Source organism: Peribacillus sp. SRI_006, from assembly GCF_057586375.1.
Genome location: NZ_JBYCZT010000002.1, coordinates 1 through 18,941, shown reverse-complemented (window position 1 = coordinate 18,941; position 18,941 = coordinate 1). Strand labels below are relative to the sequence as shown.

The following is an 18,941-nucleotide window of genomic DNA, read 5'->3' as shown; positions in this document are numbered from 1 at the left end:
CTTTTGGATTGAATATGTTTGCTAGAAATCCTTCTTTAATATAATTATTTTCGATGACCATCAACTCTTCCGTGAAGGTGTAAAGCACATATGCTTTTACGGGGCAGCGAAAAAGAGATTTGGGGGTAAAAAAACCTTCGTATGAAAGAGAGACTGACCAGCTAAAGGGAAAAATAAAGGCTATCAGGAAGAAGATTCCCCACAGCCTTTACCTATTATTTCGTAAAAATTTCAATAAGTTCGTTAACCCCTAAATAGACGAACATGATGAGACAAGCCGTTAAAACCAAATTAGGAACCGCTTTGTTCCTAAACTCTTTATCTACCTTTTTCGAATTTAATAATAAAATCAGGGAGATAGCTAGGAATGGCATAAATAATGCTCCTAAAGCTCCATATATGATGATTAACTCGACGGGTTTTCCGAAATAAAACAAAATCATCGGAGGGAATGTCAGCCAGGTTAGATAGGCACGATAAGCAGGTTCCGTTTCTGATACAGCCTGTTTTCCTGGAGCCTTTTTCTTGCGTATCGTTTTGACAAAATCAGCAAAAAGATACGGAACCCCATTCCAAACTCCAAGTAAGGAAGAGAAAGCTGCAGACCAAAATGCAATTAAGAATAACCAACGCATAGGTGTGCCAAACTCCGCCCCAAGCATTTCGGCAAGTTGGATAAGCCCTTGATCATCACGGATGCTGACACCTGTACCCGCAAGAAATTGAGCACCGATTATCAATGCAGCCAATGTAAAAATAGCTGTTAATGTATAGGCAACCTTGGTATCTGTTCTCATCATGGAAATCCAACCTTTTCCACTCCAGCTTTTTTCACTTAACCAATAACCATAGGAAGCCATGGTGATTGTTCCACCAACTCCACCAATCAAGCCTAGCATTAAAATGAATGAGCCTTCTGGAACTCTAGGAACAAATCCGATTGCAAAATCTCCTAAGCTAGGTAGGAAAAGAATCGCTGTACCGATAATCGTTACAAACATAACACCTATTAAAACTGTCATTACACGTTCAAACAGCAGATAACGGCCTGTCCAAACGAGACCGAAGCCTAGAATCGAATGGACGATAGCCCAAGCCCAAAGCGGCATGATTGGAAACATGGCGTGCATGGCCAATGCTGAAGTCGATGCTGCAGCTGCTCCATAGATAAATCCCCAAATGACTGAGTAGATACCAAAATAACCTGTTGCCCATTTCCCTAATGAATGCCAGCCATCAATCATGGTTTGTCCAGTTGCCAAATACCAGCGTCCTACACCTTCATTTAAAAAGTATTTCAAAATTGCACCGACAATAATGGCCCATACAAAGGTCATTCCAAAAGACGTTCCAATAACGATAGATGTTATCAAATCGGCAGTTCCCACACCTGTGGCAGCTACAACTATACCTGGTCCAACCTGTCTTAATTTTTCCCCCATCGTAGCTGGTGGAATTTTGAGCTGTGGCTTATTAAGTTCTGTCTCCATGTAATGCCTCCTCAGATCGTAAATGTCCAAAATATATTTATTTAATGTAGTTCATTCATTTAGAATCGTCTTAGGCTAATTCTAATAAAATAGCCATGCCCTGACCTCCGCCAATACATAGAGTCGCTATCCCGTATCTTTCTTGTCGTTTTTGCATTTCATGAATTAATTTCGTTATGATTATCGCTCCAGTTGCCCCTAATGGATGACCTAATGCGATAGCCCCACCATTGACATTGATTTTATCAGGATCTAGCTTCGCTTCACGTATCACGGCAAGTGATTGCGAAGCGAAAGCCTCATTCAATTCAAACAGCCCAATATCCTCAACCTTCAGACCAGTTTTTTTCAAAAGTTTTTCGATTGCGGGAACTGGACCGATTCCCATATATCGTGGATCGACACCGGCTGTAGACCAGTTAATGATTTTGGCAATGGGTTTGACACCTATGTTGGAAGCCTTTTCTCGAGTCATTAAGACTAAGGAACTCGCTCCATCATTTCGGCCACAGGCATTACCCGCTGTGACAGTTCCATCCTTTTTAAAGACTGGTTTCAATTGGGTTAATTTTTCTAAGGTTGTGTCCCTTGGGTGCTCGTCTATTTGGAAAATCGATGTGTTTTTTCTAGTTTTTATTTCAATCGGAACAATTTGCGATTTAAAGGATTCAGACTCAATTGCTAATTTTGCCCGATTCTGGCTTTCCAAAGCAAATGCATCCTGATCCTCACGGGAAATATTATATTTTTCCGCAACGTTTTCAGCTGTAACCCCCATACCTAAGTCTTTTCCAAAAACTTCGATTGGCTGCTGGCCATTTTCAAGATTAGAATCAACAAGGTAAGGATTTCCTTCTCCATATCGTGAATTTCTTAAATAAATGGGAGCCCTACTCATATTTTCCGCTCCGCCGGCAACAACAATATCATCCGGATTAAATGCTAAGTGCTTAACCCCCGATACAACAGCCTGAATGCCTGAAGCACATAGTCGGTTTACTGTGAAAGCAGAGGCCTCATGGGGAATACCAGCTCTTAATGCAGCAACACGTGCTAGATTAGATGATTCAGTGGACTGCCGTACCTCACCAAAAATCACTTCATTGATCTGCTCAGGTTCTAGCCCAGCACGCTCAATCGCATCTTTAATGGTTGTTGCAGCTAGATTTCCAGCCGGCACCTCTTTTAATCGTCCGCCAACTCTACCAATGGCTGTACGGTTTGCGCTAACAATTACAAATTCATGATCCATTATAATACCTCCGGATTGTTAATTCATTCGACTGAATACGCTTTCAAACTTGGTGAAATTATAAAATTTGCAGGTGTGATTTCTTTTAATTTCTCTATCGTACACCCCTTGTCTAACTCTTCTAAAATCATTTCATTATCTTTAAATCGAAAAACTGCATATTCAGATATTAATGTCGATACAACACCTTGGGCTGTTAGTGGAATATCGCAGTGATTGACAATTTTCGGATTGCCCTCTTTGGTGCAATGCTGAGTTGCAATGATGACTTCCTTTGCACCCACGACTAAATCCATTGCTCCACCAACTCCTAAAATATCCTTTCCCGGTACAGCCCAGTTTGCTAAATCTCCTGTTTCACTGACTTGAAGGGCTCCTAAAACGACTGTATCAATATGTCCGCCGCGAATCATCGCAAATGATTCGGAGGATGAAAAATAAGCAGCACCTTTTTGTGCGGTGACCGGTAATTTCCCGGCATTTATGATTTCAGGGTCTTCCTTTCCTTTCTCTGGCGAAGGACCTACTCCAAGGAGCCCATTTTCCGTATGAAGGTATACGGATTTATTTTCGGGTATATAGTTAGCAACCATGGTCGGAATGCCGATCCCTAAATTGACGATTGTTCCCTCTTTTATTTCCATAGCAACCCTTTTGGCTATCATTTCTTTAATAGTAAATGTCGACATCTTCGGTCAATTTCTCCTTTCCACTATAAAATCCACGAACAAATGAGGCGTTATGATTTCCTCGGGAGATATCTTGCCCATTTCAACAATCTCCTCCACTTCAACTATAGTTATTTTTGCTGCACTAGCCATATCAGGGTTAAAGTTCCGAGCTGTTTTTGAATAGATTAAATTACCCAACCTATCTGCTTTTTTAGCCTTCACTAAAGCCACATCAGCAAATAACGGTAACTCTAAAACATATTCTTTTCCATTAATTACTCGTGATTCTTTATTTTCTCCTATAAGTGTCCCCGCTGACGTGCGAGTATAAAATCCACCTATACCTGCACCTGCTGCTCGTAACCTTTCTCCTAATGTCCCTTGCGGAACCAGCTCCACTTCCAACATACCTTGCTTGACGTAACGGACGGCATCCATATTACTCGTAAAATATGAACCTATCCCTTTTTTTATTTTATTTTGGAGTAGAATCTTACCTAGACCTTTTCCTCCGGGTTCCCCTAGGTTATTGCTAATGATTGTTAAATCGGAAACTGGATGTTCAGCCATTGCTTCCACCAAGTTAAGAGGGCATCCTACCAACCCAAAACCTCCTACAGCGACGGTGTCTCCATCTTTTATATACGAAACTGCTTCTGATGCAGTAATGATTTTATTCAACGTAGCTTAAAGCCTCCTCTTCCACGTAATGTAATCCCTTACATATTCTTTGAAAAAAATTAAAAAAAAGAGTTGTATAATTGCGATCATAAGCGTACACTATACGTACACATTGTACATATAGTGTATCTTGGGATAATCATAATTATCTTTTGTTAAGAAGTCAACCTAATTGTTTGTTTTTTCTAACAATTAGGCTGAAAATTCACTATAAATTTTCATTATTTTTAGGAGGAAGTTCGAGATGAATAATGAAACGGAACAATCATCTTATTTCGTCCAATCAGTCGCAAAAGGATTTGAAGTGTTAAAAGCTTTTGATTCAAGTTCTGCTAGTCTTTCGCTTCGGGAACTTGCAGAGCGGACAGGCATTAATAAAGCGACAGTTAGACGCTTTGCATTAACCCTTGTCGACCTTGGTTATATAAGGTTAATAGAAAACAATAGATTTCAACTCAGCCCTAAGGTTTTGGATTTAGCGGTCCATTATTTACAAACATTGAATTTACCGGATCTTGCTCAACCAATCTTGGAATCTATCTCTGCCACTGTAAAGGAATCAACAAACCTGGCCATTCTGGATGGGGCGGAAGTTGTCTATGTTTCCAGAGTGAATGCAGCTAAAAGGATCGTCGGGGCAAACTTGAAGGTCGGTTCAAGGTTGCCTTATTATGCAACCTCATTAGGAAAAGCACTTGTTGCCTGGTTACCCGAAAACGAGAGGAAAAAAATTTGGGGAATCACCAATATCGAAGCCTTTACCCAAAATACAATAACCACTTATGAAAAATTCGAGGAAGACCTGGCCATGACCAGGTCACGGGGTTATGCGTTAGGTGATGAAGAGCTAGAGGAAGGACTCCGCTCCATTTCAATGCCCATTATCAATTGGCAGGGGGCAACGATAGCCGCAGTAAATGTTTCTACCCAGGTCATCCGAACAGATAAAAAGAAATTATTAGAAATCTACTTGCCAGCCCTTCAAGAAGGAGTTAAAAAATTAAATCATCAAACGGGATCTAAAAGTTAAATCAAAATACACACTTGAAAAAATTGAGGCCACTGAAAAATTTTCGTTTTTTAGTGGTATTTAATTTAGTAGTAAAAAAGACGACTCCAATTTATTTTCATAAAATTGGAGTCGTCTTTTTTATTATTAAGGTTCCTGGTGCGAAAATATTTTTTTAGGAATATATACCTAAATCCCCTATTCATGTATGAATTATGATGTAACTTAAAATAATTTGTGTCTATCTTATATTTTCTAGTTTTCTGTAGGTATCAATGTTGAAATTAAGTCTGTTATGATACACTTCTTCTGCCTCTCCTAAATGGTTAGAATACCTTGTGAAAACATCTTTCTTAATTCTTTTTTATCTATTTTTCCAATCGGCGTTAATGGGAACTTATCAAGAAAATAGGCAATTTTAGGAACCATATACTTAGAGGTCCTTTGTTTGCAGAAATCAATTAATTCCTCACTAGTACAGCTCAATCCTTCATGCAATGCTATCACGACACATACTACTTCTCCCCAATCTGGATGGGGAACGCCAATGCATGCGCTTAATGCAACAGAAGGGTGCTGGTTCACCACTCGCTCCACTTCTGAAGAATATACGTTCATCCCGCCTGTAATGATCATATCTTTCTTCCTATCTACAATATAAAGGTAACCGCTTTCATCCCATTTACCAATATCCCCCGTGTAGAACCAGCCATCACGGATGTATTCACGGGTAAGATCCGGTCTTTGATAATAGCCAACCATCATGGCTGGGGACTTTACGATGATTTCTCCAAACTCGGTTGGTTTTACATCATTTCCATTCTCATCAATCAGTCGAACCTCGGTAAGAATGCACGGTTTTCCACAGCTTTTCAAAACTTCCGGATTATTATGATAAGCCCATACATGAGCGCTCTTCGATAGTCTTGAAATGACAATATTACATTCTGTCATGCCGTATTGCTGGCGCATGATAGGCCCGAATACTTCAAAAGCTTCTTTAAGGCGCTTCTGTGAAATCGGTGACGCACCATAGAAGATATTGCGCATGGAGCTCATATCATATTCCATCTTCTTGGTCTGATCAAGAAGCCTGTATAACATGGTCGGTACCATGAATGTCGTCGTGATTTCATGTTCCTTTATCGCCTGTATGAATGCTGCAGCGTCGAATGAGCCCATCACATAAACATGGACGCCCGAAACAAGGGATCTCCAAAGTAGTGAACCGGCTGAATGCACAATGGGCGTACTTAGCAATACCCGGTCCCGGTCGTCCAGCGGGTCTTCGATAGCTGCAGAAAGTATCGCGGCGCCGAGTCCTTTCTGGGAATGCATGACGCCTTTGGGTGTACCCGTTGTCCCGCCTGTATAGGACAGAAGGGCAATGTCATCTTCTTCAGCTGTTGGCAAGTCTAAATTATTTATTTCACCAGGACATTTAAATAGTTCAAACTCCTCCGGATAATTACTATTAAAGCCAGGGAGCCCAATAACATGGACCTCCTCCTTCTTCATTTCTTCCAAATACTCTAAGAAGGTGTCAAAGTGTGTCTGTGTAGCAATTATGACCACTTCTGGTTTTGCTTCCTTTAAAATGAATTGTATTTCTCGTTTTCCGAGTTTTTCACTTAATGGCACCAAGGTAGCCCCGCATTGCTGGACGGCCAAACCAAACATCACACTTTCCAAACTGTTTGGAATGATGGTCGCTATGCGGACGCCCCTACCTGCACCTAAACGCATTAAATAAGAAGTGATACGTTCTGTTTTCTTCCATAACTCATCGTAGGTTATCGTTTCTCCGTTTGGCAACAAGGTAATAGCCGGCAGGTCACCGAATCGTTTCATTCCTTTATTCATCAGTGACTGAAATGTCAACTTATGCAGCATGAATTTTTTCCTCCCCCGAAAAAGTTTTCATCCTTTTAATAGTGCTTTGGCAATTGTATTTTTTTGAATCTCTGAGGTACCGCTCAGAATCCGATACATCCGTGCACTCCTGTACATTTTTTCTACTGGATGGCCTTTTACCAAGCCTTTGGAGCCAAAGATTTGGATGGCCTTGTCAGCCACACGGCTATTTACCTCTGAAGCAAACAGCTTGGCCATGGACGTACCGGCCCGATCCTCTTTTCCCTGATCAATTTTATCAACCACATCATAGACCATGCATTTTGCTGCATAGATTTCCGTCGCCATATCTGCGAGCATATGCTGAATTGCCTGGAAGTCACCGATGGGCCGGCCATACTGGACTCGCGTTTTGGCATGTTCAATAGATAAATCGAGAAGGTGTTGAGCCATTCCGATAAAGCCGGCGGCATGGGAAGCGCGATTTGTGTTTATTCTTTTCAATCCGAGCAGCAACCCTTTTCCTGGTTCTCCGATTATATTGGCGGCAGGCACTCGACATTGATTGAAATTCAATTCGGCATGTATGCGTTCTCCTGATAGGGGAACTTGAATGTCTCCTAGTTCAAACCCTGGATGTTGTGGTGTTTTTTTATCAACTAGGAAAGCAGTGATCCTTTCTTTTTCTCCTTTCCGGGATTCTTTCGCTATGACAATGGCGAAATCAGCATAGGGGGCCGCACTGATAAAATGTTTCTTTCCGCTTAATATATAATCATTTCCGTCTTTAACGGCTGTTGTTTCGATAGCGAATGCATCCGACCCGGCATTGGGTTCTGTAAGGGCAAAGCAGCAACTCACTTCTCCCGTCACAACGGGCATCACATATTTTTCTATTTGCTCCGGTGTAAAACTTTCCAACATCTGACCAATTCTTAGCGGCCCGCCAATCTCCCCTATAACCTGCCCCCATAAAACCGCTCCGGAACGTGCCAATTCTTCCTTGAACATGCATAATCCTTTTAAGCTTACTTCTTGTCCGCCATATTTTTCAGGGAGGTTAATTCCGTAAAAGCCCAATTCCCTGGATCTTTTCCTTGCCCATTTTATGGCTTCCATCGGAATATCCTCTTCAGCGTTCAAGCCATGCTCCTGTTCATATGGAAGCAATTCATTTTGGATGAAATCCTGCAACTTTGTTTGAAGTACCTCTAATTTCTCTTCCTGGGTCGTAACCATATGTTTCCCCTTTCGATTTTTATTTTCGTCTTAATTTTTAAATATTTGAAATGTTATAAAATCAATTTTAAATGTAAATAATATTTAAGTAAAATAAGGATATATGATATAAATATAAGAAATATTGATGTAAATAAAAAAATATTAGTTCCCTATCATCATAGGAAACTAATATTTAAGAGTGGTGTAGAATTCGAGACATTTTATAAACTCCCTGGCAGCTTTTGAAAAATACTGCTTCTTAGAGCAAACGTAACCGAATTCCATTGTATTATTTTCCATCTCCACCAAAGGAATGGCCACAAGCTCCCCGCTTAGGAAATAGGGGTCGCTGTTAACTCCAATATCATAAGAAAAGGCAATCGCTAATCCCTCAGCGACGGTTTTTTTGATGATCTCTGTATTATTTGTGAAAAACAAAATATTCATCTCACCGTATTGATCAAAAAAACCTTTAATGAACGACTTCATTCTTGGTCCATTGTAAATGACCAAATTTTGGTCCATAAGCTCTCGTGGGGTTATGCTTTTACGGTTCACTAATGGTGAGTTCTTACTGACCATCACAATCACTTTTGCTTCCATCAAAGGTTGGAATTCCAACTCAATTTCTTTTGGTTTAACCTTTGGGATATTCAATAGCCCGATGTCTATCTTACCATTCCGTACTTCTTCGGTTATCTCTTGTCCCCCTTTTTCTTCAATGACAATTTTCACCTCGGGATACTTCTTCTTAAATAAGGCCAAGGATTTAGGCAAAACCGTTAGAAATAAACCTTGTGTTGATGAAAGGCGCAACTCTTTTTCCATCGTATCTGAATGTATTTGGGCACTGTCTCTTATTTCTTCCAATTTGCTTAATACTTCAAGAGCTTTCTGGATGATTTCCTTTCCGTCTTCTGTAGGTATGGTTCCTAACCTTGACCTCTTGAAGATTTTTATACCTAATTCCTTCTCCAAACTCGTAATGGCCATACTGATTCCAGATTGAGAGATATGGAGGCTTTCTGATGCAGTGGAAATCGAGTTAACCTCGGCTACCTTAATGATATATTCCAATTGTTCAATATTCATGGTTTATTCTCCTTCTAGCCTATTACTACTATCATACCTCGAACAGAAAGCCCTTTCAATTTTAGAGAAGTAAATCAGAATACCTTATACAATGGTAGATGTTTTTTCGTATTCTTTAGCGGGTTGTGCCTGATTATTTTTAATAGATACGGCAACAATCGTTCCCAATAACGCTATTATCACCAAAAACAGGAAAGCGGCATTATAGGAGCCATTAAACAGACTGATAATCAAACCGAGGGCTAAAGGAGAAACAGCACCTGCAATTTGACCGGCGAAAGTTACGAGTCCGGAGGCAGAGCCCGTTAGTTCCTTTGGTGAGTATTTTATGATGATCGTATATAGAACGGTTCCAAAGAAAGATAGTGCTACGGAGTTGAGGGTGAGATACGTGATGATAAGTCCTATAGACGTGGCGTTAGACATTAAAAAGAGAAAAATTGCCGATAATAAAGCGCCTGCAGCGGCAAGATACTTCTCCCGGTTAGCCATATGTTTATCCAGAAGCCACCCGCTTACATTAAACATCAAGAAACCAAAAATATAAGGGATTGCCAATAAACCTCCGGCGGCTATTAAATCCACTCCTTTTTCTTTAACCAAATATATAGGCATCCAAGTGATCAAACCATAGTTGATAATATTTGATATAAACTTGAATGTTATGAGTTTCCAAATATTTTCGATTTTAAATAACAGTTTCAGAGCAACCTTTTTTTGTTTCGGTTTGTCTTTTTTAACCTCTTGATTTCCTTGAGGCTTGAGAATGAACCAAATTCCGAAAGAAGCTAATATCCCTAGAATTCCGGAAATGGTAAACATGCCCCGCCAACCGAATGCCACCACCATGGAAGCTGCAAGTGCAGTACCTAATATCCCGCCAATATTTTGGGCAGACAGGAAAAACGAATTTGCCCGGCCCCGTTCTTCTTCCGGGAAGTTATCTCTTATAGTGGACATACTGGCAGGATAGAAAGGCCCTTCACCTAACCCGAACAGAAAACGGATGAATATTAAAGACATGAATGACCAAGCAAACCCAGTCATTACAGTGAACAAGGACCAACTAAACAAAGAAACAGTAACCATGACCCTGGCACCATACTTATCGGTCATCCATCCACCAAGCGGTTGCATGAGTGAGTAGCTAACAAAAAATATACTAATTAAAATACCTGTCTGGGACGTATTGAGATGAAACTCATCTGCAATAGGGATAATCCCGACATTTATGGCAACGCGATCAAAAAAACTTAAAATCATTCCAACAAATAAAAGGCCGCTAATCATTATTTTTCGTTTCTTACTTGCATATAACTGCATTCCCCATCACTCCATTTTTTTATATTTTCACAAAACCTCAGCCTCACAGGAAGCGCTTACAATTCCTTTCGAATTACAAAACTTGTTCTGTAACTATTAGGAGCGTTTTATAAAAAATTAAAAACGAAACAAGTTGCCTTCAGGATTAATTATTCAAACCCACGAGACTGCTAAGTAGACTCGTGGGTAACTGATCCATCCTTGTTTCAGAATATGAAGTGTTTGATTATCACGGAGTTACGATATTAACCTTAGGTTGGAATTGATCCAGCAAAGTCAGGAAATCTTCAAACTGTTTTTTATCACCGGAAATGGCAACTTTACCGGCTGCTTCCATTTTGGATAAATCTTCCCGTCCCAGAGCAATCTGATAGAAGGTTATTCTATCTAATGTTAATGCTGCATCAGGGTTGGACGCCATTTTCCCTTTTTTGAAGTTCAATACAGAATTATTCAGATCGATCGTGTAATTGGTTTTCGAATCTGTAAATGTCAAATTGAAAGTCATATTTTTATTTTCCGCTTTCATTCCGTTTAATTTAATGGACAAGAATTTGAGGAAATCATCCATTGGCATATTGAGCAGCGTATCTAGATTCATCATTCCGCCACTTCCCTTTGAGTCTGCCACACCATTCCTTAACTCGTCTGCGCCAGTAAGATAGAAATTACGCCACACAGAAGATTCTGCTGTGTATCCTAATTGCTCATAAGCTTTAGCCAGTAAATTTTTTGCTTCTGTATTTTTCGGGTTAGCCATGACGACATGCTTTAAGACTTGAGCCACCCAGCGATATTCCCCTTTTTTATAATCAAGTTTTGCCTGTTTAATGATCTTCTTTTCCCCACCCATATACTGTACATATTTAGCGCCCGATTCCTCTTGTGGTAATGGATCCAAGTCGGATGGATTACCGTTGAAATATCCTAAATAAAAGTTGTACACCGCTTTTACGTTATGTTTCAATGTTCCGTAATACCCCCGATTGGCCCAGACTTTATCCAACTTTTCAGGAAGCTTTAACTCTTCCGCGATTTCGTCAGGTGTGAGACCTAAATTAGCTAATCGTATGGTTTGGTCATGAATATATTTGTATAAATCACGCTGACTTTCCAACTGCTCCAAAACATTGTCCCTTCCCCATATGGGCCATGTATGGGCCGTAACCATAGCATCTATATCTTCGTTTCCGAACAGATCAACAGTTTCATCAAGTGCTTTCACCCATTTTAGCGTATCTCTGGTTTTAGCTCCCCTTAATGTATAAATATTATGTAACGTGTGTCCGGTGTTCTCCGCTACCACTAAAGTTTTGTAATCATTGATATAATAATGCATTTCAGATGGAGCTTCCGAATCCGGCGCCAATAAAAATTTAAATGTAATTCCGTCTATTTCCACCGTTTGAATATCATCCTTCACTTCCATTGTTGGAGGTAAATAGCTAAAAGTTCCGTTACTTAATCCTGGGCCAATACCAGAAGTAACAAATCCCCTTTCACTTGCGGGTAAGAGATTTCCAAACATATAACCTGCACGGCGAGACATTATATTGCCTAAAAGAATGTTTTCACTTAGCGCTTCATCGTTAAAACCTGCTGGGACAATAATCGGCACTTTAGCTGGATTTTCAGCATATTGAGCAATGCCTTTCATACCACCAAAGTGATCCGCATGACTGTGACTAATAACAATTGCACTTACTGGGGATTTAGGCCTGTGTTCAAAATAAAGCTCCATGGCGGCTTTGGCCGTTTCAATTGTAGAAAGTGTATCCAAAACTATTAATCCTGTTTTTCCTTCCACAATGGTAAGCACTGATAAATCCTGGCCCCGAACTTGATAAACGCCATCTACCACTTTAAATAAGCCTGTTATATTTTGTAACTGAGCTTGCCTCCACAAGCTTGGGTTTACAGTAAAGCTTGCCGGCTTATCTTCTTTGATGAATGAATATCGATTACTATCCCATACCACGTCACCTTTTGAATTTTTAATGGGATTCATATTCAAAGGCGCTATAAATCCTTTATGTGCATTCTTGAAATCTTCTTTATCTGTAAAATTCAACTGTTCATAAATAGCCTTATTTGCTGAGATTGTTGCATCTGTTGCCGGCATTGGCTCATCTGAAGCAGCATTTGTAACAGAAGAACCTGCCAGTAAAACAAAAACAATGGGAACGGTTACAATTCCTTTAATAAAAGATATTTTGGACATTTCATACCCCTTTCTAAGTAGATATCTTGTATCTATTCCGAATGTCGAAGTCGTTTTTTGGGATTTTTTTGAATAATATGAATTTATCTTATAATTAATTTGCCATTAAGTATATTTCCTATTTCTAATAGTAACTTCAATTTTATTTATATAAAGGCAATGTTATATTCTAATGTTGATATTTGACCATAAGGAAACCGCCTTGGTGAAAAGGCGGTTCAGACTGTAGACAAACTTGATGAAAATCGAGTTTTGTCTACAGTTTTTTTTGTTTTAAAATAGAACTATTAAAACTTGAGGTGATGAGGATGCTTTCGAAACAAGATTCTATTCAGCGAGATCAACTTGAAATGATTACTTTAGATCAACTGGTGCCTGCGAATCATTTAGTTCTTAAAATTGAGGCTTCCATTCAAAGTCTTACATATCCGTTAATCATTCATTTTTTGACATTATATCTAGGGCATTTTTTAATGGCTTTTGAAGTGCGTCCACAATAGCTGCGATGATACTTGTTGCTAAAATACCCATTAGACATAATGATGTAGGACCCGCTGCATCATCACTACTTGTAACTTTAGCAAGCACCCTTAAGCTTACTATTCCTAACAAAATGAGGAAAATGACTGTAAAAGCACATTTCTTTATAATCTTCAAAGATTTAAGGGATAATTCAGAGAAAGCATTGTTCTGTTCGATGTAGGTTAATAGTTTATATGCTTGATACAACGCAACAGAAAACGCAATAGAGAATCCGTATGCACATACTAAAAAGGGGATTAGGAAGTATGCCGTATCTGGATGTAACCTTGCATCTCTAACGGCTATGTCAGGCAACCAGATACACAAAGCAAGCACTGCAATTCCAGCCAGAAAAATAAATACCTTTAAGAAAGTCGTTGAACCTTGTTTAACATTCATTTAAAACACCTCACCTATTTAATGACAACTTGATTTTAGCATATTATTTATCGTATAACAGTAAATTTATATTGTTTTTATTTATATTATTATTGTTATTGAAATATCTTTTTAATTTTAACAAAAATAAAAAGCACTTCTCATTACAAAGAAATGCTCTTACTTTAAAATGTTAAATTTACAACTTGTTCAACAAAACTGCCCGTTTAGATTTATGTGGTCTTCTGGTGCACTGAAGAGGCGTGTTTGTGAGATCGTTGAAGGTTTGATGGCAGGCTTACAGCGGTAACGCTGCTGTTTCACCTTTCCAGCACATGTTTTAATAACGTATTTACCAAATCGCACAACAAAATGGCTATCGCAATGTGGACAGACAAGAATAGCTTTATGCTTTTGTACCTGGATTTCATCAATTGCACGAATAGGAGCCGACATCGGTTTCGTTCGAGACTGCAAGCAATATACAAGTTGCTGTTTACCGCTTTCATTTAATTCTTCGGCGAGCTTCTTTATTTCCTTTAACTCCACGCTATATCATCTCCGAACCATCATTATATTTTTTATTATGCCCATTAATCCCTTTGTTTGTCTAACCGAAGACTGAACAACCAAATACAAAATGCCCTTCCCGATAGAGAAGAGCTTTTATAATCAATGCTGTATATTCAATTTACCATGACTTTTGCTAGCTGCCGGGGCCACGCCGTTAATCACGAAACTGAAAACGCTGCCAATTGTATGAGTGAACAAAGGCAGCGTCCCATCCTTATTGAAGAAAATCAACAAATTTAGACACTCCTATTTTATTAAAACGCTTGTTTTTCCTGACTAGCCATAAATTTCTTGCCATATTTATTCTGTATATATCCACTTCCCGCAAAAAGCCTTGCTCCAATTCTCTGGCCACTGTCAACCTTGGCAAAATGCTGATTCCAAGTCCAGCTTCAACCGCACTTTTTATCGCTTGTGTACTGCCAATCTCCATGTAGCTTTCAATTTTTTCTAAAATCCCATGCTCCCTTAGCATATTTTCTACGATAAGCCGTGTTCCGGAAATGGATTCACGCCAAATCATCCTTTCATTTCCCAATTCCTCTAGCTGTATTTCTTTTCTGTCTTTCCATGGGTGGTCGGATGGACATACCAATATCAATTCGTCTTCAGCGAACTTGTCTACAATAAAATCGGTGTTTTCCACAAGTCCTTCCACCAAGGCCAAATCAATGACATCGTTTGAAAGATCCTCCAGAACCCGGGGCGTATTTTTTATCGTCAATGTCACTTTTATTTCTGGTTGTTGTTTTTTGAATCTCCCAAGCAAGCTAGGCAATAAATACTCACCTATAGTCAAGGAAGCCCCTACTATGAGATTTGCATTGTACTTCCCCGTCGATTGCTGAATCACTTCTTTTGAATGGTTGAAGTCATTTACTATGGCTTTTGCAAAAGGATATAACAGCTTTCCTGCTTCTGTAACTCTAAGCCTTCCTTCCTCACGGTCGAATAACAAAGTGTTATAATAATTTTCCAGTTGATGGATCTGCCGTGTTACAGCGGGCTGAGATAGGAAGCTTAACCTCGCTGCCTGGCTTATACTTCCTTCATCCACCACTAAACAAAACATTTTCAGATTTTCCAATTTCAAGAAAAAGACCTCCATGTTTTTAGATAGTTTATTAAAATGATAGCATCATTAGGTAAATGGTGAAATGAAAATTGTGAGTAACATTCTAAGGCTATTCAATTTTTGGCGGCATTCTAATAAAACGGATAAATCTTCTGGGTATAACGTTTTGTTATACCCGATGATTTTGTTGCAATTTACCCAGCCCTTTTTCTTTGATATGTTAATGATAAGAATTAACAAAGCATGCAAAGGAAGTGACTGATGTCAATGAAAGGACAATGGAAAACTCTATTCCAATTATTTTGGACCTTTTTTAAAATAGCACCTGTCACATTCGGAGGCGGGTTTGCGATGATCCCTTTAATCGAAAATGAAGTGGTCGAAAAGAGAAAATGGATGAAAAGCGAAGAAGTTACGGATGTTTTTGCTTTATCTCAGTCCGTACCGGGAGCTGTCGCCATTAACTCCGCCACCTTTATCGGCCATCGAATTGCCGGAATGAAGGGGGCAATGGCAGCCATGATCGGTGTTTCATTACCTACCTTTTTAATTGTTCTGCTCCTGGGCATTGTGTATTTTTTCATTCAGGATAATCCGAAGGTAGAATCCGCATTCATATCGATCAGAGTTTCCATAGTAGCCATCATCGCCTATGCGGCTATCAAGATAGGAAAAACCGCAGTTGTAGACAAATCAACTTTCTGTATTTTAATAGCAGGAATTCCCGTCCTCTTCTTACTTCACCCTGTGATGGTTATATTAGCAGGAGCCCTAGCCGGTATTGTGACCATCTCCATTAAGAGAAAATTAGGTTACAATGTCAAGATGGACAAAAAAGATAGGAAAATAGAAGAAAATGATTTCGAACCTTTCATGGGTGCTGGCATATAGGTAACACAAAATAGGGACTAACTAATTTTTAAGAAAGCATGTGATGGAATGATGGAATTGTGGGAGTTGTTTAGCACCTTCTTTATTATCGGCTTTGTATCTTTCGGAGGCGGATACGCCATGATTCCCGTAATAGAAACGGAAGTCTCACAGCATGGATGGATGACTACGCAGGAATTCACCGATATAATCGCCATTTCCGGGATGTCCCCAGGACCTGTAACCGCCAATAGTGCCATTCTCGTTGGCTATTCCACTGCTGGGTTAGCAGGAGCCATATCATCTGCTCTAGGAATCTTGCTTCCTGCCATTATAATCGTATCCGTTATAGCCGCATTTTTCAGTAAATTGAATCATTATCCAGTTGTTCAATCCATGTTTTATGGATTAAGACCGATTGTCACTAGTTTGATCATCTTTGCAGCGATCAGTTTAGCACTTTCCAATCATATGATAGCCGTGAACTTTTCATGGCATACGATAAGCTTATTAATCGTTTTTGGTTTATCGTTATTTGCCCTAATGAAATTACGCTGGCATCCAGCCTATGTAATTATTCTTTCCGGTTTAGTTGGTGTTGTCCTCTATTCATGACAGGTGTCGCACACACTACTATCACTAATTTGGACCGGAATTAAGCAGAAAAATTGAAAAATGATTGAAACTATATAAATGTATTTACCATACAGAAAACACCCTGCATCCAATGATTCAGGGTGTTTTATTATTATATTCTCTTTTTAAGAGGTACGTTTCTTCATTTCATCATTTCCCGGCTGAAACCGTGGAAAACCAATCAGGATGGCAATGACGCCACAAAGTCCAATCAGGATTGGGTAATATGAATATGGCAAGATGCTTAACGGAGAAATTTTTGCTACCCCTGCTGCAACAAGCAGTTGTGCTCCATACGGGATCAACCCTTGGATACAACATGCAAAAATGTCAAGGACACTCGCCGATTTCCGCGGATCAATCCCATATTTTTCAGAAATATTTTTGGCAAGTGGCCCGGCAATGATAATCGAAATCGTGTTATTTGCCGTTGAAAGGTTCGTTAAACCAACAAGCCCCGCAATGCTGAATTCCGCCCCTTTTTTCGATTTGCTATTTCGTGTCACCAGGTGGAGTAAATAGTCGATGCCACCATTATGTTTGATTACGGCTACCATACCTGCAATTAAAATGGCAAGGAAGGAGATTTCATACATTCCCGCCATTCCTTCTCCAACTTTTTGAATGACACCCAACGGTTGATAACTACCATCTGCCAAGCCGATGATTCCGGCAAATACGATTCCGATGGAAAGGACCAAGAACACATTGACTCCTGCCAATGCAGTGACCAATACGCAAAGATACGGAAGAATCTTCACCCAATCATAAGACTGTTGGGAAATGTCAGCTTGTTCACCCATCGTTAAAATTCCTAGGATGGCACATGTGATGATGGCTGCAGGTAAAACGATGAAAAAATTCACTTTAAACTTATCCTTCATTTTCGTTCCCTGAGTTCGAACAGCAGCGATTGTCGTATCTGAAATGAATGAAAGGTTATCCCCAAACATCGCACCACCAATAACGGCTGCCATTGAAAGGGCAAGTGAAATATCAGTTTGTTCACTAATCCCTACCCCGATAGGTGCCAGGGCAACGATCGTTCCCATGCTTGTCCCCATGGATAGAGAAATAAAACATGCGATGATGAAAATCCCCACCATTAATAGATTTTGGGGGAAAACAGCTAAGGCAAGATTCACGGTTGATTCAACTGCCCCCATGCCATTGGCAACTTCGGCAAAAGCGCCGGCCAAAAGGAAAATGATAACCATTAACATAATATTGGCGTCCCCGGCACCTTTACAGAAGATATCAACCTTTTCATTGAATGTCTCTTTCCGATTCATCGCCAATGCAGCTGCCGATGCAATGGAAATCGCTACAATCACCGGAAATGAATAAAAATCTTTAGTGATGATTCCGGATCCAATAAATAAAATTAAAAATACGACAAATGGGATCAATGCCCATGGATTCCCTTTATTGTTTGCACTCATGATGTACACCTCTTTTTATTTTTCCCGCGACATGTGTCACAGCTCTTATTCTATTAACAGTTTTCGCAAATAACTCCAGTTTGAACCTACCTGATTTTCCAGTCATGGAGCTGTAGCAAAAAACTGGCATAAAAAAAGACCCCTTCTATTTAATAACAAGAAGAGGTCTTTTAATTTATAAAAAACACCCTCCTTATCTTTCAGGCGAAAATCAGCCTGCTGGATTTGGCACAGCACTCCATTTAAGTCCGCTGCCGAGACATCTTCGGGCCAGTCCCTCCGTCTCTCTTGATAAGAAGATTACATTATATAATTATTTAAAAATTACGATGCCCTGCCAGAAAAGTACCACGCTGTAAACTTGCCTGAGTTCGTGACATCGAAAGTCGTTTTGAAAAGCAAATATAACAGTACAGCATTTTGTCTATTTTCGCAAGGGTTAATTTTTAAAGTGTTTCACATGCACTCCTTACTGTTTATAAAGAGATCTAAGTTGATTGGAGCGGTTGTGCGAGACTTCTGCGGGAAAAGCGAGTGCCTGGAGGCGACGTCAAATTGTACAAACCATAAAAAAAATGCAGACAAACTCGATTTTCACCGAGTTGTCTACATTCTGAGAGGCCTAATGAAC

At 39.6% G+C, this 18,941-nt stretch carries 15 protein-coding genes, 1 pseudogene and 1 riboswitch; of the genes and pseudogenes, 3 read left to right on the top strand and 13 right to left on the bottom strand.

Going from position 1 to position 18,941, the window contains the following annotated elements:
* Positions 1-215: 215 nt before the first annotated feature.
* The 4 genes from AC2YHV_RS02415 to AC2YHV_RS02400 all read right to left on the bottom strand — a co-directional run bounded on the left by AC2YHV_RS02415 (position 216) and on the right by AC2YHV_RS02400 (position 4,094).
* Positions 216-1,490: an Nramp family divalent metal transporter gene (locus AC2YHV_RS02415; protein ID WP_222619746.1), complete on the bottom strand. Its 1,275-nt coding sequence runs from the start codon at positions 1,488-1,490 to the stop codon at positions 216-218.
* A gap of 70 nt (positions 1,491-1,560) precedes the next feature.
* Positions 1,561-2,742 carry a thiolase family protein gene (locus AC2YHV_RS02410; RefSeq protein ID WP_487372508.1) on the bottom strand — a complete coding sequence of 394 codons (1,182 nt, stop codon included), beginning with the start codon at positions 2,740-2,742 and terminating at the stop codon, positions 1,561-1,563.
* A gap of 23 nt (positions 2,743-2,765) precedes the next feature.
* Entirely contained in the window at positions 2,766-3,431 is a 666-nt protein-coding gene (locus AC2YHV_RS02405; RefSeq protein ID WP_487372507.1) for a 3-oxoacid CoA-transferase subunit B, read from the bottom strand.
* A 6-nt stretch (positions 3,432-3,437) separates the two neighbouring features.
* Positions 3,438-4,094 (bottom strand): CoA transferase subunit A, encoded by a 657-nt coding sequence (locus AC2YHV_RS02400; protein WP_098185350.1) that lies wholly within the window; start codon positions 4,092-4,094, stop codon positions 3,438-3,440.
* Between the two features lie 244 nt (positions 4,095-4,338).
* Here AC2YHV_RS02400 and AC2YHV_RS02395 point away from each other — a divergent pair, with 244 nt between their 5' ends.
* Positions 4,339-5,124, top strand: a complete 786-nt coding sequence (locus AC2YHV_RS02395) for an IclR family transcriptional regulator domain-containing protein (protein ID WP_487372506.1) — start codon at positions 4,339-4,341, stop codon at positions 5,122-5,124.
* A 297-nt stretch (positions 5,125-5,421) separates the two neighbouring features.
* Here AC2YHV_RS02395 and AC2YHV_RS02390 read toward each other — a convergent pair whose 3' ends face one another.
* The 8 genes and pseudogenes from AC2YHV_RS02390 to AC2YHV_RS02355 form a co-directional block, all read right to left on the bottom strand.
* Positions 5,422-6,996 carry a class I adenylate-forming enzyme family protein gene (locus tag AC2YHV_RS02390; RefSeq protein ID WP_487372505.1) on the bottom strand — a complete coding sequence of 525 codons (1,575 nt, stop codon included), beginning with the start codon at positions 6,994-6,996 and terminating at the stop codon, positions 5,422-5,424.
* Between the two features lie 27 nt (positions 6,997-7,023).
* Positions 7,024-8,196 carry an acyl-CoA dehydrogenase family protein gene (locus tag AC2YHV_RS02385; RefSeq protein WP_034312532.1) on the bottom strand — a complete coding sequence of 391 codons (1,173 nt, stop codon included), beginning with the start codon at positions 8,194-8,196 and terminating at the stop codon, positions 7,024-7,026.
* Positions 8,197-8,364: 168 nt separating this feature from the next.
* Complete coding sequence (locus AC2YHV_RS02380; protein WP_268936836.1) at positions 8,365-9,270, bottom strand: LysR family transcriptional regulator; 906 nt, start codon at positions 9,268-9,270, stop codon at positions 8,365-8,367.
* An 84-nt stretch (positions 9,271-9,354) separates the two neighbouring features.
* A complete protein-coding gene (locus AC2YHV_RS02375; RefSeq protein WP_487372504.1) occupies positions 9,355-10,593 on the bottom strand; it encodes an MFS transporter in 1,239 nt (412 codons plus the stop codon).
* Positions 10,594-10,822: 229 nt separating this feature from the next.
* Complete coding sequence (locus tag AC2YHV_RS02370) at positions 10,823-12,814, bottom strand: alkyl/aryl-sulfatase (RefSeq protein WP_268936834.1); 1,992 nt, start codon at positions 12,812-12,814, stop codon at positions 10,823-10,825.
* Positions 12,815-13,249: 435 nt separating this feature from the next.
* Complete coding sequence (locus AC2YHV_RS02365; protein WP_487372503.1) at positions 13,250-13,735, bottom strand: DUF2975 domain-containing protein; 486 nt, start codon at positions 13,733-13,735, stop codon at positions 13,250-13,252.
* Positions 13,736-13,949: 214 nt separating this feature from the next.
* Positions 13,950-14,263 (bottom strand): annotated as a pseudogene (locus tag AC2YHV_RS02360) (transposase); the annotation flags it as partial.
* A gap of 238 nt (positions 14,264-14,501) precedes the next feature.
* Positions 14,502-15,380: a LysR family transcriptional regulator gene (locus tag AC2YHV_RS02355; RefSeq protein ID WP_034312547.1), complete on the bottom strand. Its 879-nt coding sequence runs from the start codon at positions 15,378-15,380 to the stop codon at positions 14,502-14,504.
* Between the two features lie 243 nt (positions 15,381-15,623).
* On the opposite strand from AC2YHV_RS02355, the gene AC2YHV_RS02350 reads away from it, so the two are divergent.
* Together AC2YHV_RS02350 and AC2YHV_RS02345 are read left to right on the top strand one after the other, a co-directional pair.
* A complete protein-coding gene (locus tag AC2YHV_RS02350) occupies positions 15,624-16,253 on the top strand; it encodes a chromate transporter (protein WP_487372502.1) in 630 nt (209 codons plus the stop codon).
* A gap of 48 nt (positions 16,254-16,301) precedes the next feature.
* Positions 16,302-16,847 carry a chromate transporter gene (locus AC2YHV_RS02345; protein WP_487372501.1) on the top strand — a complete coding sequence of 182 codons (546 nt, stop codon included), beginning with the start codon at positions 16,302-16,304 and terminating at the stop codon, positions 16,845-16,847.
* A 146-nt stretch (positions 16,848-16,993) separates the two neighbouring features.
* On the opposite strand, the gene AC2YHV_RS02340 is transcribed toward AC2YHV_RS02345, so the two are convergent.
* Positions 16,994-18,310, bottom strand: coding sequence for a Na+/H+ antiporter NhaC family protein (locus AC2YHV_RS02340; RefSeq protein WP_187049278.1), 1,317 nt, complete (start codon positions 18,308-18,310; stop codon positions 16,994-16,996).
* A gap of 190 nt (positions 18,311-18,500) precedes the next feature.
* Positions 18,501-18,608, bottom strand: a riboswitch (SAM riboswitch).
* Between the last annotated feature and the right edge of the window lie 333 nt (positions 18,609-18,941).